Here is a 23309-nt window from a genome sequence, read left to right on the forward strand (position 1 = left end):
TGAGACTTAAGCCTGTTCGCCTTCAGCTTGTTGAGCTTGGTTCTGTAGGTAGTTCATGAACAAAGCATCGAAGTTTACTGGAGCTAGGTTCAGTTGTGGGAACGTACCTTTAACCACTAGGCTAGAAATCGTTTCACGCGCGTATGGGAACAGGATGTTCGGGCAGAATGCGCCTAGGCAATGTGCCAGTTGGCCAGCTTCCATTTCGCTTGCAGAGAAGATACCACCTTGCTGAACTTCACAAAGGAATGCTGTGTCTTCTGCGTTCTTAACTGTAACCGTTAGACGTAGAATTACTTCGTACACGCCTTCGCCAAGTTCACGGCTTTGAGTGTCTAGATCCAGTTTTACATCTGGGTTCCACTCTTTTTGAAACATGTCTGGAGAGTTTGGCGCTTCGAAAGATACGTCTTTTAGGAAGATACGTTGGATTGCGAAGTTTTGTTGTGCGTCTTGTTGTGCTGCTTCAGCCATTTTCTTGTCCTTAAAAATTTTAAATTAGACTCTGTTCATTCTATTTATCGAACAAAGCCTGAAAGTTAGTTTATCGGTCAGCTTACTTCTTGCTTTGAACTACTTCTTACCTTTAACCAAAGGTAGGTTAGCTTCGCTCCAAGCCACTAAGCCGCTTTTCAGCACGCTTACGTTTTCGAAACCTGCTTTAACCAGCAAGTTCGCGCTTTCTTGAGCGGTTTGACCTGTCTTGCATACTACGATGATTGGGTCTGCTTTGTGGCTTTCAAGGCTACCAAAGCTATTTGCTTTGATGTCTGACGGCAAAATGTGAACTGCGTCCGTAATATGGCCCTTTTTGAACTCATCCTTAGTACGAATATCAACCACAATACCGTTTTCACGGTTAATCATGTGTGTGGTTTGCGCTGCCGTGATCTCTTTATAAGCTGCGTTTGATGTCTTGATAACGTTCGCAATGATGGCAACAACCAAGCCGATCCATACGATGGCTAAAATCATATTCTCTTGAACAAATGGAACTAACTCTTGCATATCTTGAACTCTTATTCGTTATTGGGCGAAAAACTCTAGGTCAGGAGTATAGCGAGTTTTGGGGTTTGGTGTACATAGTTGTCAGTAGCCAACATCCATATTGCAATAGGCTTGTTGAGCACATAGACAATGAGACAGTTTCATTTTTAATTTCAGATTTGAAGTGCGTAGTCATGTTGTCATCCTAAGCAGCAAGCTTAGTCATGCTGTCCTTTAAGGAAAGTGTTTATTGTAATTAATATCGGGTTCTTGCGGTATTACTTAGCTGAAGCTTGCATTGGATTGCATTCGCTAATGTTTGAGCATGGAAAACAGTTACTATAAAATGCTCGGAGTTGTATTTTAGAAGGATAGGGGCCCAAAGTAGCACTTGCAAAGTGGGTCTCTACAATGATTAACAGGCCTTCTCCTGTTTGGGTTGTAATCCTGATATACTTTAAGCATCTATAATAAGAAGGAAAACCTTCCCGACGGTTTTTTAAAAGATAGGAATAAAAAATGAGTAAACGTGTAATCACATTTGGTACATATGATATTTTTCATGTAGGGCATGTCAATATATTAGAACGTTGTGCATCTTTAGGTGACACATTGATAGTTGGTATATCAACTGATCAACTTAATTTTAGTAAAAAACAGAGAAACCCAATTTACACTCAAGAAGATAGAATGAAAATTGTCCAATCACTTTCGTTTGTCGATGAGGTTTTTTTTGAGCATTCATTAGAGAAAAAGCGCGAATATATTGAATTTTACCGAGCAGATATACTAGCTATGGGAGATGACTGGAAAGGTCGTTTTGATGAGTTTTCTGATATTTGTGAAGTTGTTTACTTCCCTCGAACCCCTTCGATATCGACAACTGAAATTATAGAAATAACAAAAGCAATTTAATATTAATTTGGCTAGAATTACATCTAGGGCTTTGTTTTTAAATTAAAAAAAAGGTAGAAACATCACATGTGAACTGGTTGATTATTGATCGTTTCTATATTTATGAATTTAAGAAAAAGCTCTTATTGTTTTGTTAATTTGTACCCTGTTGGAGCATCTAATAGTATTCTTTTTATACATTCCACATTAAAATCATGGCAACATTCATCTAGTTCGCTTAACAGAACTTGCATTTCAGGCCAGCTCAGTTTGCTCTCTTGAGCTGTCATGATTTTTTCGTGGCTGGTTCCTTCGACATTATCTCCGATCAAAAGCTCTTCATACAGCTTCTCGCCAGGTCTTAGGCCTGTAAACCTGATTTCAATATCGCCTTCATCCGAGCTTGAACCAATGTTTTCTTTCATTCCCATAAGGTGCACCATGCGTTTTGCTAGGTCTAGGATCTTAATTGGTTCTCCCATGTCCAACACGAACACTTGGCCATTATTACCCATTGCGCCAGCTTGAATGACGAGCTGCGCCGCTTCAGGAATCAACATGAAGTAGCGAATAATATCAGGGTGAGTCACCGTTACTGGACCACCGGCCTTAATTTGTTTTTTGAATAATGGAACAACAGACCCAGATGATCCTAAAACATTGCCGAACCTCACCATAGTAAAAGTAGTCTGTGTGTCTTTGTCTGCTAGAGCTTGAAGAACGAGCTCCGCCATTCTTTTACTTGCTCCCATTACATTTGTTGGCCTTACGGCTTTGTCTGTAGAAATGAGAGTGAAATTTCTAACGCCACATTCTATAGCAGCTTGCGCACAGGATAATGTCCCAAAAACATTATTTCGAATGCCCTCTACGACATTATCTTCGACAAGAGGCACGTGTTTGTAGGCCGCGGCATGATATAAAGTGTCAACGTCATAGCTTGTCATCAGCTTTTCAAGGCGATTTTGTCTTTGAACTGAGCCTAGCGCAGCAATAATTTGAGTTTCGATTTTAAGATTATGCTTAGTCGCATTTAGCTCTTGTTCGATCTTATAAAGGTTATATTCATTTAACTCGAATAAGATCAGCGTTTTCGGTTTCTGAGTTATTATTTGGCGACACAGTTCAGAGCCTATTGAGCCTCCAGCACCAGTGACCATGACACTCTTGCCTATAATATTCTTAGTTAATAAATTATTGTCAGGGGTTATCGGTGTGCGTCCTAACAAGTCCGCAACATCGAGGTCTTTCACTTCGGTCGCGGTTGCTTTACCTGCAGCGATGTCCTCTACCGATGGAACTGACTGGATCGCGATAGGCCAGTTAGATAGTTTTTCAACCAACCTTAACCTTTTACCTTTATTGATATTGTTGATAGCCAATAACAGCTTGACTGGTTGATAAAGAGATTGAAGATGTTCAAATTCACTCGGGTGATGGACCTTTAACCCAAATAAAATATTGCCTCTTTTCTTTGGATCATCATCTAACAGGATTACAGGGTTGTATTCATCGCCATGAATTAAAGCGTACACAAGTTCACGACCTGTAGCTCCTGCTCCATAAATAAAAACATTTGGTTTTTTCCGCTTGATCATTTGATCATAGGCGGAACGAATCATAATCCTTGGGCCACCTAATGTCAGTATAGCTAGACCAGCATAGATAAAAGGGACACTTCTAGGCACAAAGGTATGAAGGAAGAAACCGCTCATTACTAAGGTTAGCGATGAAATAAACACGGCAAAGAATATATTACCAACAGCGGGAAACATCATATACCGTAGAACTGCTCGGTACATTCCAAGTTTGGCAAAACTAAAAATGGTAATCGAGAGAGTGAGTAGTAAGGTTACCCATTCATCTAGGCCCAACTCGAATGTGTAGGTACCCAATCTTAGAGCTATCGCTAAGTAAAGCGAGAAGGTTATTGCAAAAACATCGTAACTAATACTGATTAAGCGTTTGTTTTTCCGCTTTGTGTTGAGGATAAGTCGTATTGGCTTAATCATTAGATACCTTGATGTCTTTCTAATCTTAGTTTACAAGTAGAAGTGAAGAGGGAATTGGTGATCATTTTAATGTTCTTGAACGAGGTTAGCTAGTTGTAATTGTCGGTTCTTTGTTGAACAGTACAGTATCGCCCTGAATTGTATGTTTTTTGTTCGCCTGCCCTCCTTTTTGTACTACTTTTATTTATATGATTTTGTTTATTAAATAGTGCAGTAGTGGAGGGAACTTCTCTCTTTGTGATGCATGAGGTCTTATCAGGAGTATTGACTGTAGTTAGGCTATGACATTTGAGTATACAAGGTTGTACAGGATAGATATAATTGTTCATATTTTTATCAAATCTTAGGCTATTGTAACTAAATGTCTTTATTTTTATTGTTAATCAATTCAGTGGCTACTTTCTTTATCCTTTATATTTTTCGCCGTAAAATTATGAGTTTAATTGCCAAGAAAACATATTATTTTTTTCAAAAATTCCCAGTGAAAAGTAATAGAGCTGTCTTTTCTAGCTTTTTCGGTAAATATTATAGTGATAACCCAAAATACTTATATTTAGAATGTATAAAAAATCACCCAAATATTGAGTGTATTTGGGTAGTAGATGATAATAGAATTGATATTCCTGGAAAAGCCATAAAGGTTAGGAACAAAAGTTTTAAACATTTATACTACATGGCCACATCAAAATATTGGATATTCAACGCGAGAATTCCAGCTATGTTTACGAAGCGAGAAGAGCAAGTGTATTTGCAAACATGGCATGGTACACCATTGAAAAAACTTGGTTTAGATATGGACGTTGCTTACTTTGCGACCGCTAACTACAAACATAATTTTTATAAAAATGCGCAGCGTTGGGACTACTTAGTATCGGCTAACAAATTTTCAACAAAAGTTTTTCAATCATCATTTGGTGTAGATAAAGATATAATTGTTGAATGTGGCTATCCAAGAAATGATATTCTCATAAATCATTCTGAAAGCGATGTATTAAAAGTAAAAAACTCCCTTAACATTGAAGGTGATAAAAAAGTCATTCTGTATTGCCCAACTTGGCGTGATGACCAGAAAAGAACAGATAAGCAGTACGGGTTTAACCTTAAACTTGATCTTTGTAGGTTGAAGGAGAAGTTTGGTGATAGTGCTATTATCTTGCTAAGAATGCATTATTTAATAGCGGACAACTTAGATCTTACTGGTGTAGAAGATTTTGCATATGACGTATCTAACTATCCTGATATTCAGGAGCTATATATAGTATCCGATATCATGATTACAGACTATTCCTCTACGATGTTTGATTATACTAATCTTAAAAAACCAGTGATTTTGTACACTTACGACTTAGATAAATATAAAGATGTATTACGCGGGTTTTATTTTGATATTATGAATTTAAGCCCAGGCCCAATTGTAATTGAACATCCTGAGTTAGAAGATGAAATTGAAAAAGGACTGAGTGGGAAGCTGACTTACAATGAAGATTTCTATAACGAGTTTTGTACTATTGAGAGAGGGAACGCTTCTAACAAAATTCTAAACACCATGATTAGCTGATATAAAGTTAGTTAACATAAAGCTGTAAACCCTTTTTGGTTTACAGCTTTATTTTTTATAAAATCACTTTCTTTTTAAGAAGCTTTTTAGCTATAGTGTAACTCTTCAGAGCGATGCATAACTTCAATATATTGATAACAGATACTTTTTTTCTTGATACAGCTCTATTGAATATCGTGAGCTCTTTAATTTTATTGTTTTTGATTAAATGGTATCTAATCTTATTGTTTTCATTTACACAAGAGTAAATTTTTTCATAGTTATCTTTTATGTTGTTTTTTATTAGATCAAATGCCAATATAGACTCTTGTGTAACATGATTTATTGCTGCTATGTGTCTAGGTAGCCTACTATTATAATTTAACTTTAACTCTTGTTCGTATGAAATATTTAAGCTATCAAATTTTCTACAAATATCTTCAGTCATAGTCATCTGCTTAAACCGACATTTGATATTATATTCAGATAAGCGATCTTGTGTGATAGATTTGTTGTCATTTGCTCTCACTCTATAGCTGTATACTAGGTTTGGAATGACAGAGATATTATCAGAATGGGCGTAACTCAAATATGTGAAAATAAAATCCTCACTAGACATACCTTCAGGGAATGTGAGTTTGTTTTCAATTAAAAAAGAACGTTTGAATATTTTTCCATGGATTGCAATTACCTTTCTAACTTCTGGAGACTCGGCGACATTTGTAGTTATGATTTTTTCTTTAAATAACTTCCTTAGTCTAGAATCGTCGGTTGGTTTATTGTCAACATTAAATTGTCTTTTACCTAAAACTATATCACTGTTTGTCTGTTCAGCTGTAGTTACAAGGTTAAGTAATGCATCTTCATGGATAAAGTCATCTGAATCAATAAAAGTTACATACTCACCACAAGATTGCTTGATACCATAATTACGAGCAACACTTGCCCCAGAATTTTTTTGTTTGAAAAGCTTTATTCGATTATCGTTTTCCATGTAACTCTCGACAATGGAGATAGAGTTATCTGTTGAGCCATCATCTACGATAATTAACTCATAGTTAGTAAAACTTTGTTGTAAGATGCTAGTCAAGCACTCTTGTATAAATTCTTCTGTATTATATAATGGTACGATTATTGAAAGTTTCATCATGTTCTCCTCAATGAATTATGGTACCATTATAGTGTATTTATTATCAGTAATAAATTTTTTTGGATATTGACTTAGTGATTTTAAAAATTAAATTGTGGTTGTCTAAGTTTGGTTATTTAGATCTGATAGTTAAATATTTATTAGTAAAACTATCAATGCTAAAGTTTTTTACTGCTCATTTTAATCAAAAGGTTATATTCAATAAGTACATTTTTGAATGTTTTCAAGGTAAAAGTGTATGTGACTCTCCATTTAGTATTTACGAATGTTTATTGAAAACCAACGATAATACGTCATTTGTTTGGGTCCTTGATTCTGAAAAGCACGAGTTTTTTAAAGTACTGAGCAATAATTCTAATACGAAGGTAGTTATACGTGGTACAAAAGAATACGATCGTGAATATGCTACATCAGCATTTTGGATAACAAACTGCCGCCTTCCTTTTAGATTTGTAAAAAGGAAAGGCCAAAAATATATTCAGTGCTGGCATGGGACTCCTTTGAAGCGGTTGGGTTTGGATGTAAAGGCTAGCGCTTATGCGACATCAAGTTTAAAAGGTATGTATTTTAGCTACTTAGCAGATTCTAGACGTTACGACCATTTTATTTCTCCAAGTTCTTATGCTTCTGAACGTTTCTGTTCTAGTTTTGGAATTGACTCGGATAAAATTATTGAACAGGGTTACCCACGAAATGATGCTTTGATTAATGATGTTAATAACCTTGCCAAACTGAAATATATAAAGTTGACGCTAGGTATAGAGCCTAGTAAGAAAGTGATACTTTATGCACCAACCTGGCGTGATAATCAATATTCGAAAGAGACGGCTAGCTTTTATTTTAACAATCCTCTTGAAAATGAAACATTCTTAGGTGAATTTGATGATAGTTATGTTTTTTTATTTAGAGGCCATTATTTTTCAGACTCAATTGAAACATCAAGTCGTTTTATAGATGTTTCTAATTATAATGATGTTAATGACCTATATCTTATCGCTGATGCTCTGATAACAGATTATTCTAGTGTGTTTTTCGATTATTCAGTGCTAAATCGCCCCATCTTTTTTTTCATGTATGATCGAGAGGTCTATGAGAAAGAAGTAAGAGGTTTCTATATTGATATTGATCAAGATCTCCCTGGTCAAATTTTTTATGATAGTCATTCTTTATCAGATGCGTTAAAATCCAACGTAATAGTAAATCATAATTCTTTCAACGAGAGATTTAACCCTTTTGAAGATGGCTTCTCTACAACGCGAGTTATAGAAAAAATCATTAAAAATTAGGTGTTATGCTAGCTTTAGTGGTTAACTTCGTATTATAAGCAAGAAGCTACTTGAAAAGGGTTTTGTTACTTAATTTTGTTGATGAGGTGTTCAATGATTAACGTTGAAAAGTCCAAATTTTTGATTTTCCTCACACTTCATCTATTACTCACAACATATAGATCATTTAACTATAAAAAATGTCTGATTAAGCTATGAAATTTTTTAATAAAATAAAAACTGCTTTAGCAAGAAACGTTGCATTTTTCTCGGTGTTACGTTCATTATATCCATTTTTTAGAAATGATGCTTTAGTTGAAGTTAATAAGTTATCTTTTTGTATATTTTTAAGTAAATATATAAATATGGTCGTGATGTTTATCCCGATTAAATTGTTATTTATTTTGTCAGGCGCTAAAAATATATCTTTTTTGCTTGATATTGAACAACAGTTGGGTAGGAATGTATATATAGGGTTTTGGGTCTGCCTTGTTATTATTCTCTACATTTTTGATATGATTGTTAAGATATATAAAGGCAAGCTTATTAATCATCAAAAGAATATTATAGATAATAAAAAATACGTTTTTATTGGAAAGGATATATCTCAAAAAATAGTACTTCGCACATACAGTCCTTACTGTCAAATGCTATCTGACTTTTTAGTTCTCTTCGCTTCTATTATGGTTTTCTTTATACTTAGCCCTCATTACGCTATTTTTTATATTATCGTAGTTCTCGGGTATTTTTTATTTTTGGAATACTTGTTGTTTTCCCCACACCAACCAAGGTTGCTTAAGAAACTAAGTTTGGATAATAATCAATTTATTCAAGTGTGTAATGGTATGCTTTATCTTGTTTTCTTTTTGGGTATTATTGCGGTATTAATTCTAGATTCTATTCATATATTAGTCGCTATATTAATATTATTAGTTGCCCGTATTTCTACAACCTCATTGCGCACTGTATTCACCTCACAAAAATCACTCAGAAGAGACTACTTTCAAAATAATGAATCATAAAATGACTAATATCCTGTTTTGACTGATCTAAGTTTATTTTTTTAGCTGTGTCTTTATTGATTGGTTTAATGTGATTGAACCAATCATCTTGTTTCTTTATGGCTTTTCCCCACGTTAGCTCATTGTAATCGAATGAAAACCCTACATGTTTTGAATACTCATTGATATCATAAGGTAGAAATCCGACAGGCTTATTCAGCATTGCAAAATCACAATAAATACTCGAATAATCAGTGATCAACGTATCGAATTGATTAAGATGCTCAGTAATATCTTCTACCTTCTTTGAATCAAGGTTGACGATATTTTTCCCTACGAATTGGGAAAGGTTAACTTCAAATTTGGGATGGAGACGAATAAATATTACAGTATTTTCTTCCTCTAATTTACTGTTTAATAAATGTTTATTGAAGTCATGAAATGGGAATAGCCTAACATCATCATATGGGCGCCATGTAGGGCTATAAAGAGTAAATTTTGTATTCTTATTTTTTCTGAAACTCTCTATAAACTCTGAGCAGGATTTATTCATAGAATCTAATCGGGGTTGCCTAGCTACCAGAACTTGTTCGTTTGTTACTCCAAACGCTTTCCCTATGTAATCTGAAAAGTAATCTGATGGGCTTAAGTAATAACTAATATTTGTGCTCATCACTTTATAATATAATTTTTTCATTAAACCAGCAGATTGGTCCATAAGGCCGATGTTTTTTAGTGGTGTTCCGTGCCCGAGTTGAATTACGAGGCGATGATACTTCATGAAAAGCCCACTGACAGGAGCATCCATAGTACTCATAACCCAGCATTTTGCTTTTAAAATATACACTTTCTGAAGGAAACCTTTGTTCGATATAAAATAATCCCCTAACTCTCTATTAAGATGTTCTCTTTTTTTATCATCATTTATTATGAACTTTACTTCGAAACCAAGTTCTTCAAATTTATTTTTATGATTTAGAAATAAGTACTTTGAATTAAACGTAAAGTCTTTATTAACGGTTGAGTTGAATATTATTCTTTTCTTTCTTTTTCCTACTATAAAAAATAATGATAGAAAAAAACCAGAAGTAGCATCGACAAAGCGTTGGATTAAAAATTTATTTTTATTGTTAATTGACCACATGATAACCACCAATAGACTTGATATACTAATATACTACAGCATACGTAATTCAGAGAGAAGTGGCTTTGGAAATGGTCTTAGTAACTGGCGGTAACGGTTTTATTGGTAAAGAATTGGTTACATTCTTACAAAATGATTTCACGGTGCGAACATCCGTGCGTCAACTGGATGGTAAGTGCAAAGCCCTCCCTCCATCTGTTGAAACTGTTGTTACTGGTGATATATCTGACAAAACAAACTGGAATAGGGCGATTGATGGTGTTGATGTCGTCATTCATCTTGCTGGTAGGGCGCATATTTTGGATGATACAGCCCTTTCTCCTATCGACTTGTTTAGGGAGGTTAATACTAAAGCGACATTGCACCTGTTTGATGAAGCCGTTAAGAATGGTGTCCGACGTTTTATTTTTGTAAGTAGTATTGGTGTCAACGGCAATATTACTCATGGAAAACCATTCACAGAACAAGATTCCCCCGAGCCAGCTTCTGATTATGCTCTTTCAAAATATGAAGCAGAAAAACAACTTACCCTAGCGGCTGCTCAAAGTGACATCGAACTTGTTATTATTCGACCTGCTTTAGTGTATGGGAAGAATGCGCCGGGAAACATTGCACGATTGTCTCGAATAGCCACTAGATGTCCATTTTTACCATTCGGCTTAGTCGCAAACCGTAAAAGTTTTGTCTCAATTGAGAATTTAGTGTCATTGTTGGCGTTGTGTATTACTCATCCGGCAGCTTCTAATCAAGTGTTTTTGGCTGCTGATACTACACCCGTTTCGACAAAACAATTGGTTAACATTTTAAGCAAAGTTGAAGAAACAAATACGATAAACTTTCCTTTTCCCGTCGTGCTTATGCGTATGGCTGCAACACTCCTGGGAAAGAAGGCTATGGCTAGTCAATTGTTTGATGATCTTGAAGTAGATAATACTAAGGCTAGAAAGATGTTGGGGTGGAAACCTTGTGATGGTTTTGATTGAATACCTAAATAATTACCTCGTACTTCTGTACTCACATCGACTTACGTTTTCCCACCGATATTTTATAATAGGTCTTACATTTTGATTCGTATATTAGATTTTATTTTTGCTTTCTTTGGCTTGTTGTTCCTTTGGCCTGTATTTGTTGTTATTTGTCTCCTCGGCTATTTTGATACGGCTTCTCCTGTCTTTTTTCAGACCCGAGTTGGTCGCAACAAAAAACCATTCACCTTGGTCAAATTCCGCACTATGCCAGTGGAAACAAAATCTGTTGCGACACATTTAGTTGGCGCTAGCTCTGTCACCAAATTAGGTGGATTTCTACGTAAGACGAAACTGGATGAACTTCCTCAGCTATACAACGTTTTGAAAGGTGAAATGAGTTTAGTTGGCCCAAGACCCTGTTTGTTCAACCAGCAAGAACTTATCGATGAGAGAGAATCAAGAGGCGTTCTTTCTGTTAGACCTGGTGTGACGGGATTGGCTCAAATCAATGATATCGACATGTCGACACCGAAAAAACTCGCGGAGTGGGATCAACGCATGATTCAGACGTTGACTACTAAATTGTACTTTCAATACATTATTCAAACCGTACTAGGTAAAGGCTCGGGCGACAGGGTTTAGTTAGATATGGTTTACGCTCTCTTATGATCATTGGTACTGGCTTCTGCGTTATACAAACATAGCTTTGTTGACCTCCACAGTCTCTAAGGCCATTTTTATGTGACGCTATTTCCTAAATATTGCTTTATAAGGTATTGCTTATGATTTATCCATTTACTTGATTGTGGTTATTATCTATCATGATCAATCAGTTGTTTAAGCTGAGCAACTGTTTGAGGGTGTGAAAATCATCTTCTACATATAAACGTTTATATTAATGGAAATCATTATGAAAAAGATGGCTCTAGCAGCTGCATTAGCAGTTAGCTTCTCAGGTGCTGCATTCGCAGCAGAAGAAACAGCGGCAGCTGGTTCAAGTACTGGTACAGCAGCAGGCGCTGGTGCATCTGCAGCTGCAACTGGTACGGCTACAACAGTAGCAGTAGCGACAGCAGCAGTAGCAGCAGCGGCAGCAGTAGCCGTTGCTTCTAACGAAAGCGGCGCAACAACAACTACGACTACTAACTAATTTATTGTTAGAGTATGTTCAAAACCATTTTGTGTGAAAGCATAAAGTGGTTTTTTTTATATCAGATTTTCATATTGGACATCAGCAACAAGATTGCTAGGAAGCAGAACTCATCATGCTTAAACCTCTAATCATATCCCTTGGTCTTTTTCTTGCTGGTTGTTCTCAGCAGTTTCAAGACGTCAATTCCACTTTTGATGAAGCCTTTTTTGGAAGCTCTGATGTTGAGCTGTCGAAGGAATACATTCAAAACTTACCTTATTCGAGCATTTATGCAGAAGTGAATGACCAAGGTAAAATCTTCATGGTCTTAGCGTACGTCGGTGAAAACCCGCAAACGGGCGCAGAGCAGTTAAAGTGGATGTCTTCTGACAAAGCGATGATCGTCACTGAAAATGGACGTATTGTACAAACGCTATTGCTTCCTTACGAAAACCTCTCTGGTTTGGCATTCCAACCGTTGAATGCATTCTCTTCTGCAAACAATTCGTCGCCAGACTCTGCTTATGCGTTTGATGTGTCTGCCAACCCCGGAGCTAAAAAATGGCAAGCGGTTTACGACTGGCAACCTAACTATCGATTCGGCTATAAAGCGAACATCACCCGAACGTATGTGGGAAATGACACGGTTGAAACTCCGTTAGCGTCTATCGATACCAAGAAATTCCAAGAAAAAATTCAATTCCCAATATTAGAACAAGAGATCACCAACGAATATTGGGTCGACAGCGAAGGCAAAGTGGTCAAAACCATACAGTATTTAGGCCCTGATATGACAAGGCTTGAGTTAACCGTCCTTAAGCATTATCAAAGCAATTAACGAACAGGGTAATGAACTAAAATGATGAATTATATGAGTCATACATCAAAAATGATGGGACGTCGGTTGCCATTGGTGAGAACTTTATTAACGATGAGAGCTCTGTTAATGATGAGCGCTTTGTTTGCTTTGAGCTCCGCTTCTTCGGCTTCTGATCTTGTTACGCCTGAACGCTCTTCGTCGATTAAAACAACAATCGAGCTTCCTCTTCAAGGTGTGACGCTTGAGTATCAAACTAACGTTCGACTGCTTCGTGTATTAGACGACGCAAACGTGAATGCGAGCTCTAACGCTAACGGTACTATTGGTTACTTCCCCCTTTCGGCTCAACTGTTTGATATAACCAATACTGAAGCGACTGCAGTTACTGGATTTAAAGAAGCTAACCAAGCTATCGAAGCCAAAAAGCGCAATGTACTGAACCAGCTTGAAGCTTTCGCAGTAGAAGAGCCAGAAGCAAACTTAGTGCGCCAACAGTTAGCCTCTTTCCAATATCTCAATCGAGTTTTTATTGAGCTAGACCGTAATGCGGTTATCTCGCAATCAGATAAGAACCCACTGCTTGTTTCAAGTTCTCATACTAACAAGCCGTCAGACAGTCAAACTCAAGCCTTTTCTCTGTACTTACCACAACGACCAACGTCAATTCAGTTGATGGGGGCAATGAAAGAGTCGGTAACAATGAATCTGATTGAGCATGGAACGTTGAATGATTATCTCGATGCATTGCCGAATGGCTTTATTGGTGAATCTGCAGATAAAAGCGTGGCTTATGTTGTTCAGCCAGATGGCGTGGTACAAACCATTCAATACGCATACTGGAACGAACAGCCGGTTTACTTAGCACCAGGTGCCATCGTATTTATGGCGTTCTACTCTTTGCCATCGGAATACTCAACGCTGAACCAAGATATTGTCGATTTGCTACGTCATAAGGTTGGCCTGTAATGCTGAAACAGAAATCATTCCCTCTATCGGCAGTGTGTGCATCGGTTACCTGTGCTTTATTAATGACCAACAGTGCTTCCGTTTTTGCCGAAACAACCATAGATTCCTCTTCGATTCGAGCAGAAAAATCCCCATTCGACGACACTGAATACAGAACGTCGCAAATGAACTTTGGTGGTGTTGGCTTAATGCAAATGCCAACAGGCCGAATGGCACCAGAAGGTGAGTTCAACTTTAGCGCCTCGTTTAATAACGAATACTACTTTTATAACGTCAGCCTACAGGTGATGCCTTGGCTTGAAACCACCATTCGTTATACACAAGTACAAGATCTCTTTTATAGCGGTGGTGGCAATCAAGATTGCTCTCAAAACTCATTCAGTGGCTGTACTAAATACACAGATAAAGGCATCGACTTTAAACTGCGTTTAATCGAAGAAGGGTACTACTTACCAGAAGTGTCAGTAGGCGTGCGTGACTTCGGTGGTACTGGCTTGTTCGATGGCGAATTTGTCGCGGCAACCAAACGCTTTGGCCCTGTTGATTTTACCTTGGGCATGGCTTGGGGATACATGGGCACCAGTGGCAATTTCACTAACCCACTGTGCAAAGCCAGTGACAAGTATTGTGAACGCCCGTCTGATTTTAAAGGCAATGGCGGCAGTGTCGATTTTGAGCGTTGGTTTAAAGGCGATGCTGCAATTTATGGCGGCTTTGAATACCAAACCCCTTATAAGCCGTTAACCTTAAAGCTTGAATACGATGGCAACGATTACTCTCAAGACTTCCCTGTAGTACGTGGTGGTGTCGACATGACACAGCACACGCCATGGAACGTGGGTGCTGTGTACCATTTCACTGATTGGGGTTCGGCGAAAGTCAGCTATGAGCGAGGCGATACTTTAACCCTTGGCTTCGATCTTTCTACCAACTTCAATGAAATGTATTCTGTGTGGCGAGATACTGAAACAGCAGAATTGCGCCCAAGCGATGTCGAGACGGTTGATGATATTGATATGGCTGCCCTCGCGGAAGAGCTAGAAACGATCGCGGGCTATGAACAAGCGCAAATCTTGGTCGACGATAACAGCATTGTGGTAAAGGGTACTCAGGTTAAATACCGAGACAGAGATATCGCCCTTGAGCGCGGTGCGACCGTGATTGCCAACGCGGTCCCGAGTTACATAGACACCTACAAAATCATCGAAAATGATAAATCGATGGAACTCACTGAGACAACGGTAGATGCACAAGCGTTCAAAGCGGCGGCTAATAACAGTTATCTCAATGCTCAAACCAGTGATGCAACCGATACTCACGAGTTAGAGCGTAAGAAATCCGTTATTTATCATGATGGGCGTGAGCGATTCGATGTGTCGATTTCACCAAACCTAGCGCAATCGTTCGGTTCGGCTGAAAACTTCTATTTATACAGTTTGGGTTTATACACCAACGCTTCGTTCTGGGCGTTAAACAATGTTGAACTGTCGGGCTCTTTGTACGTTAACTTAGTCGATAACTACGACAAGTTTAACTATACCGTCCCATCAGACGGCACTGACCAAACGCCAAGAGTAAGAACCTTATTCCGCTCTTACGTTGACGATCCGGTTCGCTTAGATCGCTTACAACTGACGTGGTTTGAAGACTACGGCAGCGGTGTCTACACCCAAGCTTACGGGGGGTACCTTGAAAGCATGTTTGCGGGTGTGGGTGGCGAAATCCTGTATCGACCATTCAACCAAAACTGGGCCATTGGTGCAGACATGACTGCAATAAGCCAGCGCGATCCTGAAAGTTGGTTCGGCACATTTGATCAAGAGATTCAAGTTAACCCAGATGACAGTAGCCGAACGTACAAAGTGATCGATAAGGGCACGACGGGCTTCATCACCGGTTACTACACCCCACAATGGGACTTCTTGAGCGATACCTTGCTTAAAGTGGGTGTGGGTAAATTTCTTGCGGGTGATATCGGGACTCGTGTCGATTTCTCTAAGCAATTCAAGAGTGGCGTTATTGCCGGTGCGTTTGTCAGCTTAACCGACATGACAACTGAAGAGTACGGTGAAGGCAGCTATACCAAAGGCTTCTATGTATCAATTCCGTTTGATCTTGTTACTGTGAAACCAAGCTCAAGCCGCGCAGGTTTTACCTGGTTACCGATCACGCGTGACGGCGGCCAAGTGCTGAACAAGCAATACAACTTGTTCGATCAAACCGATGCTCGCTCACCTTGGTTCCAAAGGCCGAGTAGCGTTAAGTAGATCGAAAGCAGATGCGGGTGACGAGTAAGCGGGATACGAAGAGCGGGGAAAGAGCAGTCTCGAATAATCGAATAACGAATAGCTTAAGATATCGTGATATTCATTGGGTCTAGCTTTTGGTTCTCCCCCTTGAACGCCGTTCGTTTTTGATCGGTGATGTTCATCAAAGGGGGAGTTAGAGGGGGATATTAATCTATGTGTTACCAACCCCTCCCAGCCTCCCCTTATGTTGGTATTTTCTGCCAAGCAACAGTTGTGATAAAGGGGAGGAGCCAAAAGCATCCCGACACGGCTTTAGGCTCTTCGTTTACTCGTATCTCGCTACTCTCATCTGCTCTTTAGCTCTTTAGCTCTTCGCCACTCGCTCACTCGCATCCCGTATCTGCTCTTTAACCATTCAACTAGGTTGATAATAAACACAAATTGTGGATAATGCATACGCAATAAAATAACCGTGTGAAAGTCCGATCTTTGGCTCGGTTTATGACAAAAAACCTCTATCTCAATTCCAGATAGATAGAGGCAGATTAACTACGCAGTGTGATGTCGCGGAATATCAAAGGGCGGTAGCGTTCCTATCTTTGATATTAAGTGGGAGCGATATCACAGTAATAGCCCTCCTTAACTCTATTAAATACTGCGTAGCTGATAAAATTGTTTGTTCTAACTTCTTTGGGTGTCCTTTGGGATATCACGACACATTCCGTTTCTATGACTTGGTTAACATGAAGATTAATAAAAATCGTCTCCTTTTAGCGCTCCTTCCTGTATTGCTTGCAGGGTGTACTACTCCAGGAACTCACCTTTCTACTGGCAACAAGAATGTGATTCAGCCTTCAGAGGAACAGCAAGAATCTGATATCTCTGATGTGGTTAACCTTTACCCACTGACAGCTCAATCAGTATCGACTTACCAAACGGGTACATTGTCGGTGTCACAAGCCAACCCTGAACTCGACGTAGACATCGCAAAGTATGAATACAAAGTCGGTGTGGGCGATATCTTAAATATTACGATCTGGGATCACCCTGAACTGACCATTCCAGCGGGCTCTTACCGTAGCAGCACAGAAGCGGGTAACTGGGTTCATGCTGACGGCACTATTTTCTACCCATACATTGGTACAGTAGAAGTTGCAGGAAAAACGGTTCGTGAAATTCGTTCTGATATAGCGGAACGTTTGGCGAAATACATCGAAAGCCCTCAAGTTGATGTAAACGTAGCGGCTTTCCGATCTAAGAAAACCTACATTACCGGTGAGGTTTCAAACCCTGGCCAACAAGCGATTACTAATATCCCCTTAACGTTATTGGATGCCGTGAACCGTTCTGGCGGTTTGTCTGAAGATGCTGATTGGCGTAATGTTTCATTAACCCGCAATGGCGTGGAAGAGAACCTTTCACTTTACGGTTTGATGCAACGTGGTGACTTAACTCAAAACCGCTTACTTCAAGCCGGTGATATTGTTCACGTACCGCGTAATGACAACCAGAAAGTGTTCGTGATGGGTGAAGTGAACGATCCTCAACTACTTAAGATTGATCGCGTTGGGATGAGCCTAACCGAAGCACTCAGCAACGTAGGTGGTATTAACCAGCTGACGGCAGATGCAACGGGTGTGTTTGTGATCCGAACTTCTGATGATAAATCAGAACGCATGGCAGACATCTACCAACTGAATATGGAAGATGCATCAGCTTTAGTGATTGGCACCGAGTTTGATTTAAAGCCTTATGATATTGTTTACGTAACGGCAGCGCCAATCAGCCGCTGGAACCGTGTAATCGGTCAGCTTGTACCAACCATTTCAGGCTTCAACGACCTAACCGAAGGTATGTTGCGCGTTCGTAATTGGTAATAAGCCCTGGTTTGTAATAAACCCTAATTAATCATCAGGTTGCATTGTACGTGTAACCTGATTTTTACATCTAAAAGTAAACCCAGCTTATAAGCCCAATACAATTAGAGACCATTATGTTTAATAAAATTTTAGTCGTATGCGTGGGCAACATTTGTCGTTCCCCGACGGGAGAGCGAGTTTTACAAAACTTGCTGCCCAACAAAGAAGTGGCCTCTGCCGGTATCGCTGCTGAGAAAAGCCGTTTAATTGGTAAGCCTGCAGACGACACTGCCATTTTAATCGCCGCTGAAAATGGGGTTGATGTTGAAAACCATCAGTCTCAGCAAGTTACGCCACAGCTTTGTGCTCAGTATGACTTGATCTTGGTGATGGAGAAGGGCCATTTAGAAGCGCTTACTCAAATATCGCCGGAGGCTCGCGGAAAAACGATGCTGTTTGGTCAGTGGATTGGCCAGAAAGACATTCCTGACCCTTATCGTCAAAGTCGTGAGGCGTTTGAACACGCTTATAAGCTGATTGACGAAGCGGCGCAAGCTTGGGCAAAAAAACTGTAGGTTTAAATGCAATAGATTTTAGATGCAGTAGGTTTTAAATAGACAGCTTTTTAAATGTCATGCTCTAAATGTAGGCATGGCAAAGCCACCAACGGAATAATATAAAAGAGAAGTACGCGGAGCGTATATAGTCTCTTAAATAGCAATACTTTAGGAAGTAGCAAACAAATGACAACACAACCCTCTCAGCAATCGCATACAGATAACTCTGATGAGATAGATTTAGGAAAACTGCTTGGCATCTTATTAGATGCTAAATGGCTAATCATGCTCACCACATTCGTTTTTGCTGTGTTTGGTATTGCGTTTGCTTTGCTTTCGACGCCGATATACAAAGCGGATGCCCTGATCCAAATTGAAGAGAAAAGCTCTGGTGGCATCTCTTCTATGGTTGGTGATATGGGGGAATTGTTCTCTCAGGAATCTTCTGCCACGACAGAAGTGGAGATCATCAAATCGCGTATGATCTTGGGTGAAACGGTTGATAAGTTTAACCTCACCACGGTGACATCTCCCAACTATGCACCTATCGTAGGTAAAGGTTTTGCTCGCTTAACCGGTGACATCAACCACATTGCGGTTAGCCGTTTCAACATGCCAAGCTATGCGAGCGACTACGGGCACACGATCCAGATCCTAGATGCCGAGCAGGGCACTTACCAATTAGTTCGCGACGATGAGCGCGTTATCCTAAAAGGCAAAGTGGGTGAGCTAGCAACAGCAGACGACTACAGCTTGTTTGTGGCAGGTTTTGAATCACATAACGATTTTGAATTCTCTATTAGTCAACGTAGCCGACTAGAAGCGATCGAATGGTTGAAAGCTTCTTTGTCTTTGTCTGAGCAAGGTAAGCAAACCGGTATTTTGAAGCTGAGCTTTGAAGGCGAAAACAAACAACAGATTTCTGAAATACTGAACCACATTAGCCAGATCTACTTTTTACAAAACGTGAAACGTAATTCAGCGGAAGCAGAGAAGAGCCTTGAGTTCTTAGAGAGCCACCTTCCTGGTATTAAATCTGAGCTAACGGGCTATGAAGACACGCTAAACAACTATCGTCAAAAGAACGAATCGATCGATTTGGGTTTAGAAGCACAATCAACCCTGAAGGTAATGGTCGAGCTTGAAGCGCAATTGAATGAACTGACGTTTAAAGAAAGTGATATCAGTCAGCGTTTCACTAAAGATCACCCGGCATATAAGTCACTGATTGATAAGCGTAAAACGTTGTTGGGCGAGCGAGAGCGCCTGAACAAGCAAGTGCAAAAGCTGCCGAAAACACAACGTGAAGTACTGCGTATGACACGTGATGTTGAAGTAAACCAACAGATCTACATCCAGCTTTTAAACAAGGTTCAAGAACTGAGCATTATTAAAGCCGGTACGGTCGGTAACGTTCGTATCTTAGATGACGCTCAAGCTTATGCTCGCGCCGTTAAACCTAAGAAGCCGCTGATTGTTGTGTTAGCAACGCTATTGGGTGGCATGCTAAGTGTCGCGTTTGTGTTAGTAAAAGCAGCGTTCCACCGTGGTGTGGAAAGCCCAGACCAAATTGAACAAATCGGCCTTCCGGTTTACGCAGCGGTACCAAAATCAGATTTACAGATTGAGCTAACCAACCGATTTAAATCGAAGAAACAGCAAACCAAGGGCACTCAAGCACTGCTTGCTGAATCGAACCCTGCCGATCTTTCGGTTGAAGCACTGCGTGGCCTTCGTACCAGCTTGCACTTCGCGATGCTAGAAGCGAAAAATAACATCTTGATGATCTCTGGCCCTGCGCCAGGCATTGGTAAATCATTCATCTCGACCAACTTTGCCGCAGTAGCTGCTAAAACAGGCCAAAAGGTATTGTTGATTGATGCCGATATGCGAAAAGGTTACCTACAACAAAGCTTTGGGGTGAACTGGGATAACGGCCTTTCTGATGTATTGAGCGGCAAGCAAGAGTTCGCTCAATCAGTGAAAACCACACCGGTAGAGAACCTAGATATTATTACTCGCGGCCAAGTACCACCTAACCCATCTGAACTGCTGATGCACCCACGCTTTGCAGAACTCATGGAATGGGCATCAAAAGAATATGACTTGGTGATTGTCGATACCCCACCTGTACTTGCGGTAACCGACCCAAGCATTGTCGGCGCCTTCGCTGGTACCACATTAATGGTGGCGCGTTACGGTCAAAACACCATTAAAGAGATAGAAGTGGCTCGTAACCGTTTCGAACAATCAGGTATCGAAGTGAAAGGCGTTATCTTCAACGCCATCGAGAAGAAAGCATCAAGCTCATACGGCTACGGTTATTACAACTACGCGTATTCGAGCGACAAGAAATAAAGTTAAAGAGCAGTAACGAGATGCGAGTAACCGGGTAAACGAAGAGCTAAAGACAGTAACGCAGGGCAAGATCATGAAAAACCCATATGGAATAAGGGGTAGCGTGAAGTGATGTTTCCACTAATTTGTACACTGAAGTCACAACAAATTCAATACATTCAAGATCGATTTGATGATCAGATTTAGGTGTGATCATATACTGTTTTTTAACAGCAGATATTTAGCCATAATGAATGGATTAAGCCTTTTGGACCATATTTCAGTTATTCGAGACCCTCGCCAAGCTTGGAAAATAGAGCACACGCTAACCGACATTATCTTCTTAACAATTGCAGCAGTGATTGCTGGTGCTGAAGGTTGGGAGGATATTGAAGATTTTGGTGAAGATAACTTGGAATGGCTTAGGCAGTATGGTGATTTCAAACAAGGCATACCAGTACACGATACCATTGCCCGAGTTATCAATCTTATTTCCGCCAAGCAACTGCAACGATGCTTTACTGCGTGGATGAAAGACTGTCATGAGACGACAGAGGGTGAAGTGATTGCTATCGACGGCAAAACTCTCAGAGGCACATACAACAAAGACAAGCGTTGTGGTGCAATCCATATGGTTAGTGCCTTTAGTGCAGCAAACCAAGTTGTACTAGGACAAGTGAAGACTGCGGATAAAAGCAATGAAATAAAAGCGATCCCTGAACTGCTTGAAATGCTTTCCTTGCGAGGTTGTTTAGTGACTATTGATGCTATGGGATGCCAGAAGGATATAGCTGAAAAGATAGTCGCTCAAGATGCAGATTATCTCTTAGCGGTAAAAGGTAATCAAAAACGATTGGAGCAAGCGATTAGCCAAGTGTTTAATTCTAGTATGATTAATAGTTTTGAAGGTGATAAATACGTCACTCAAGAGAAAGTGCATGGTCGTACAGAAACGCGTTTGAGTATGGTTGTTCACAATACAGATTTCTTAGGTGATATAGCGCTTGATTGGGCCGAACTCTCCACAATTGGTATGGTCGTTTCAATTCGTCAAGAAGGTGATAAGCCAGCAGAAACAATGCAAATCAAGCACTACATAAGCTCAGCAAAACTAACGGCTAAAGCTTTACTAGAGAGCACGCGAGCACATTGGAGCATTGAAAATCAGATGCACTGGCGATTAGACGTTGGTTTTAAAGAAGATGAATGTCGGATACGTCGAGAGCAAGCCGGTGAGAATTTAGCAGTTATAAGACATATAGCTTTAAATCTGCTGACGGAAGAAATCAGCTTCAAAGCAGGGATCAAAAGAAAGCAGAAAAAAGCGAACCGCAATAACGCTTACCTTTCGCAAGTCCTTGCAGGGCAAGGGGCTTCGTAATCTTGCCCTGGACAGTAACGGGATGCGAGTGGCGAGATACGAAAAGCGCCACTCGAATCCGTTCTTCATCTCTTGTTACTCGTTTACCAGCTCCGCTGCTCGAATCTGCTCTTTTAGCTCTTCGAATCCCGTCTACCCGCCACCCGTATCTATTCTTTATCCAATCTTCAAATTATTCGAAGACTTAGCTTTTGGTTCTCCCCCTTGAACACCGGACTATTGTGAGTGATGGTGTTAATAGAAGGGGGAGTTAGAGGGGGTTGCTAGCGATGCCTAATCAGCCCCTCCCAGCCCCCCCTTATATTGATATTTTCTGCCAAGTAACAGTCGTGATAAAGGGGAGGAGCTAAAAGCACCACTATCATATTCTTGTCCTCGCTCTTCACCTCTGCTCTTAATCTCCTCGCATCTGCTCTTTAGCTTTTCGCATCCCGTTTACTCGCTACCCGCATCTATTTTTTAATCACCCCACCCGTTAAATACAATCCAATCGCCGCTAGCACCGGATAACCAAACGCTTCATTGGTCATTTCCCCTAATGGCTTCCAATCGTAACCGTGCATGCAGCCAAGAATCACCATCACATGCAGTGCCACATAAGGAATGGTGAACAACAACACAATGTAGCGCTGTACCAACTTAAAAGGTTCATACGCCTTAAGCAGTGCCAGCTTGTGCTTCGCTTTTTCTTCATCAGTAAAAAACATCGCATCTCCTGTGTTGGTGAGTGCATCTAACCCCTTGCTAATAGAAGACTGGCTCCCGAATATTCTTCCGAACAATGTCATACTGCTCCTTGGTTTATTGATGGTTATATACCGCCTTTCTCGTCATTCCGCCATTCTGTTGCTTTAGAGGCGAGGAACGAAGTGTCTGGGATCTGTTTTCAAGCTTTCCGTATCCTGCTGACTCGAATCCCGCATCTGCACTTCAAATTATTCGAAGACTTAGCTTTTGGTCCTCCCCCTTGAACTCCGGACTATTGTGAGTGATGGTGTTAATAGAAGGGGGAGTTAGAGGGGGTTGCTAGCTAATGCCTAACCAACCCCT

20 protein-coding genes are annotated in these 23309 nt (G+C 40.0%); 14 read left to right on the forward strand and 6 right to left on the reverse strand.

Annotated features, from left to right (window positions below; translation table 11 throughout):
• Window positions 1-6: 6 nt before the first annotated feature.
• Window positions 7-474: a protein-export chaperone SecB gene (secB, locus tag AB4583_RS01215; protein WP_009847959.1), complete on the reverse strand. Its 468-nt coding sequence runs from the start codon at window positions 472-474 to the stop codon at window positions 7-9.
• A gap of 99 nt (window positions 475-573) precedes the next feature.
• A complete protein-coding gene (locus tag AB4583_RS01220; protein WP_012603060.1) occupies window positions 574-1008 on the reverse strand; it encodes a rhodanese-like domain-containing protein in 435 nt (144 codons plus the stop codon).
• 498 nt (window positions 1009-1506) lie between these two features.
• Between AB4583_RS01220 and AB4583_RS01225 the strand changes: the two genes are divergently transcribed.
• Entirely contained in the window at window positions 1507-1902 is a 396-nt protein-coding gene (locus AB4583_RS01225; protein WP_017070570.1) for an adenylyltransferase/cytidyltransferase family protein, read from the forward strand.
• A gap of 122 nt (window positions 1903-2024) precedes the next feature.
• Here the strand turns inward: AB4583_RS01225 and AB4583_RS01230 are convergent, their stop codons facing one another.
• Entirely contained in the window at window positions 2025-3893 is a 1869-nt protein-coding gene (locus AB4583_RS01230; protein ID WP_017070571.1) for a nucleoside-diphosphate sugar epimerase/dehydratase, read from the reverse strand.
• 361 nt (window positions 3894-4254) lie between these two features.
• Here AB4583_RS01230 and AB4583_RS01235 point away from each other — a divergent pair, with 361 nt between their 5' ends.
• Entirely contained in the window at window positions 4255-5451 is a 1197-nt protein-coding gene (locus tag AB4583_RS01235; RefSeq protein WP_372116060.1) for a CDP-glycerol glycerophosphotransferase family protein, read from the forward strand.
• Between the two features lie 55 nt (window positions 5452-5506).
• On the opposite strand, the gene AB4583_RS01240 is transcribed toward AB4583_RS01235, so the two are convergent.
• On the reverse strand, window positions 5507-6580 hold the full coding sequence (locus AB4583_RS01240; protein WP_017070573.1) for a glycosyltransferase: 1074 nt from the start codon (window positions 6578-6580) through the stop codon (window positions 5507-5509).
• Window positions 6581-6639: 59 nt separating this feature from the next.
• Here AB4583_RS01240 and AB4583_RS01245 point away from each other — a divergent pair, with 59 nt between their 5' ends.
• Both AB4583_RS01245 and AB4583_RS01250 read left to right on the forward strand, forming a co-directional pair.
• Complete coding sequence (locus AB4583_RS01245) at window positions 6640-7866, forward strand: CDP-glycerol glycerophosphotransferase family protein (protein ID WP_372116061.1); 1227 nt, start codon at window positions 6640-6642, stop codon at window positions 7864-7866.
• Between the two features lie 194 nt (window positions 7867-8060).
• Entirely contained in the window at window positions 8061-8867 is an 807-nt protein-coding gene (locus AB4583_RS01250) for a hypothetical protein (RefSeq protein WP_372116062.1), read from the forward strand.
• Here the strand turns inward: AB4583_RS01250 and AB4583_RS01255 are convergent.
• Window positions 8833-9990 (reverse strand): CDP-glycerol glycerophosphotransferase family protein, encoded by a 1158-nt coding sequence (locus AB4583_RS01255; RefSeq protein ID WP_017070576.1) that lies wholly within the window; start codon window positions 9988-9990, stop codon window positions 8833-8835. The genes AB4583_RS01250 and AB4583_RS01255 overlap by 35 nt on opposite strands.
• A gap of 71 nt (window positions 9991-10061) precedes the next feature.
• Here AB4583_RS01255 and AB4583_RS01260 point away from each other — a divergent pair, with 71 nt between their 5' ends.
• The 10 genes from AB4583_RS01260 to AB4583_RS01305 all read left to right on the forward strand — a co-directional run bounded on the left by AB4583_RS01260 (window position 10062) and on the right by AB4583_RS01305 (window position 22259).
• A complete protein-coding gene (locus AB4583_RS01260; protein WP_065584530.1) occupies window positions 10062-10973 on the forward strand; it encodes an NAD-dependent epimerase/dehydratase family protein in 912 nt (303 codons plus the stop codon).
• Window positions 10974-11051: 78 nt separating this feature from the next.
• Window positions 11052-11600, forward strand: a complete 549-nt coding sequence (locus AB4583_RS01265) for a sugar transferase (RefSeq protein ID WP_372116078.1) — start codon at window positions 11052-11054, stop codon at window positions 11598-11600.
• Between the two features lie 268 nt (window positions 11601-11868).
• Window positions 11869-12108 carry a hypothetical protein gene (locus tag AB4583_RS01270; RefSeq protein WP_372116063.1) on the forward strand — a complete coding sequence of 80 codons (240 nt, stop codon included), beginning with the start codon at window positions 11869-11871 and terminating at the stop codon, window positions 12106-12108.
• A 115-nt stretch (window positions 12109-12223) separates the two neighbouring features.
• Complete coding sequence (locus AB4583_RS01275) at window positions 12224-12928, forward strand: YjbF family lipoprotein (protein WP_372116064.1); 705 nt, start codon at window positions 12224-12226, stop codon at window positions 12926-12928.
• Between the two features lie 21 nt (window positions 12929-12949).
• Window positions 12950-13876 carry a capsule biosynthesis GfcC family protein gene (locus AB4583_RS01280; RefSeq protein WP_372116065.1) on the forward strand — a complete coding sequence of 309 codons (927 nt, stop codon included), beginning with the start codon at window positions 12950-12952 and terminating at the stop codon, window positions 13874-13876.
• The gene (locus AB4583_RS01285; RefSeq protein WP_372116067.1) at window positions 13876-16143 is read left to right on the forward strand and encodes a YjbH domain-containing protein; all 2268 of its coding nucleotides are present in this window, start codon (window positions 13876-13878) and stop codon (window positions 16141-16143) included. Before AB4583_RS01280 ends, AB4583_RS01285 begins: the two co-directional genes overlap by 1 nt.
• Window positions 16144-16868: 725 nt before the next feature.
• Window positions 16869-18002, forward strand: coding sequence for a polysaccharide export protein (locus tag AB4583_RS01290; protein ID WP_136975805.1), 1134 nt, complete (start codon window positions 16869-16871; stop codon window positions 18000-18002).
• Between the two features lie 116 nt (window positions 18003-18118).
• Entirely contained in the window at window positions 18119-18559 is a 441-nt protein-coding gene (locus tag AB4583_RS01295) for a low molecular weight protein-tyrosine-phosphatase (protein WP_017069276.1), read from the forward strand.
• A 168-nt stretch (window positions 18560-18727) separates the two neighbouring features.
• A complete protein-coding gene (locus tag AB4583_RS01300) occupies window positions 18728-20899 on the forward strand; it encodes a polysaccharide biosynthesis tyrosine autokinase (RefSeq protein WP_372116068.1) in 2172 nt (723 codons plus the stop codon).
• Window positions 20900-21128: 229 nt separating this feature from the next.
• Entirely contained in the window at window positions 21129-22259 is a 1131-nt protein-coding gene (locus AB4583_RS01305) for an ISAs1 family transposase (RefSeq protein ID WP_372116080.1), read from the forward strand.
• A 452-nt stretch (window positions 22260-22711) separates the two neighbouring features.
• On the opposite strand, the gene AB4583_RS01310 is transcribed toward AB4583_RS01305, so the two are convergent.
• A complete protein-coding gene (locus AB4583_RS01310) occupies window positions 22712-23047 on the reverse strand; it encodes a hypothetical protein (protein ID WP_029224976.1) in 336 nt (111 codons plus the stop codon).
• Between the last annotated feature and the right edge of the window lie 262 nt (window positions 23048-23309).

The organism is Vibrio sp. 10N.222.49.C12 (genome assembly GCF_041475025.1).
Classification (GTDB): Bacteria; Pseudomonadota; Gammaproteobacteria; order Enterobacterales; family Vibrionaceae; genus Vibrio; species Vibrio crassostreae_C.

Bases quoted from the DNA above. Each gene is read 5' to 3' on its own strand.
- AB4583_RS01260 (WP_065584530.1), top strand. From the start codon at position 10,062: ATGGTCTTAGTAACTGGCGGTAACGGTTTTATTGGTAAAGAATTGGTT.
- AB4583_RS01285 (WP_372116067.1), top strand. From the start codon at position 13,876: ATGCTGAAACAGAAATCATTCCCTCTATCGGCAGTGTGTGCATCGGTT.
- AB4583_RS01280 (WP_372116065.1), top strand. From the start codon at position 12,950: ATGATGAATTATATGAGTCATACATCAAAAATGATGGGACGTCGGTTG.
- AB4583_RS01295 (WP_017069276.1), top strand. From the start codon at position 18,119: ATGTTTAATAAAATTTTAGTCGTATGCGTGGGCAACATTTGTCGTTCC.
- AB4583_RS01310 (WP_029224976.1), bottom strand. From the start codon at position 23,047: ATGACATTGTTCGGAAGAATATTCGGGAGCCAGTCTTCTATTAGCAAG.
- AB4583_RS01240 (WP_017070573.1), bottom strand. From the start codon at position 6,580: ATGATGAAACTTTCAATAATCGTACCATTATATAATACAGAAGAATTT.
- AB4583_RS01235 (WP_372116060.1), top strand. From the start codon at position 4,255: ATGTCTTTATTTTTATTGTTAATCAATTCAGTGGCTACTTTCTTTATC.
- AB4583_RS01230 (WP_017070571.1), bottom strand. From the start codon at position 3,893: ATGATTAAGCCAATACGACTTATCCTCAACACAAAGCGGAAAAACAAA.
- AB4583_RS01290 (WP_136975805.1), top strand. From the start codon at position 16,869: ATGAAGATTAATAAAAATCGTCTCCTTTTAGCGCTCCTTCCTGTATTG.
- AB4583_RS01300 (WP_372116068.1), top strand. From the start codon at position 18,728: ATGACAACACAACCCTCTCAGCAATCGCATACAGATAACTCTGATGAG.
- AB4583_RS01275 (WP_372116064.1), top strand. From the start codon at position 12,224: ATGCTTAAACCTCTAATCATATCCCTTGGTCTTTTTCTTGCTGGTTGT.
- AB4583_RS01225 (WP_017070570.1), top strand. From the start codon at position 1,507: ATGAGTAAACGTGTAATCACATTTGGTACATATGATATTTTTCATGTA.
- secB (WP_009847959.1), bottom strand. From the start codon at position 474: ATGGCTGAAGCAGCACAACAAGACGCACAACAAAACTTCGCAATCCAA.
- AB4583_RS01250 (WP_372116062.1), top strand. From the start codon at position 8,061: ATGAAATTTTTTAATAAAATAAAAACTGCTTTAGCAAGAAACGTTGCA.
- AB4583_RS01220 (WP_012603060.1), bottom strand. From the start codon at position 1,008: ATGCAAGAGTTAGTTCCATTTGTTCAAGAGAATATGATTTTAGCCATC.
- AB4583_RS01305 (WP_372116080.1), top strand. From the start codon at position 21,129: ATGAATGGATTAAGCCTTTTGGACCATATTTCAGTTATTCGAGACCCT.
- AB4583_RS01270 (WP_372116063.1), top strand. From the start codon at position 11,869: ATGAAAAAGATGGCTCTAGCAGCTGCATTAGCAGTTAGCTTCTCAGGT.
- AB4583_RS01255 (WP_017070576.1), bottom strand. From the start codon at position 9,990: ATGTGGTCAATTAACAATAAAAATAAATTTTTAATCCAACGCTTTGTC.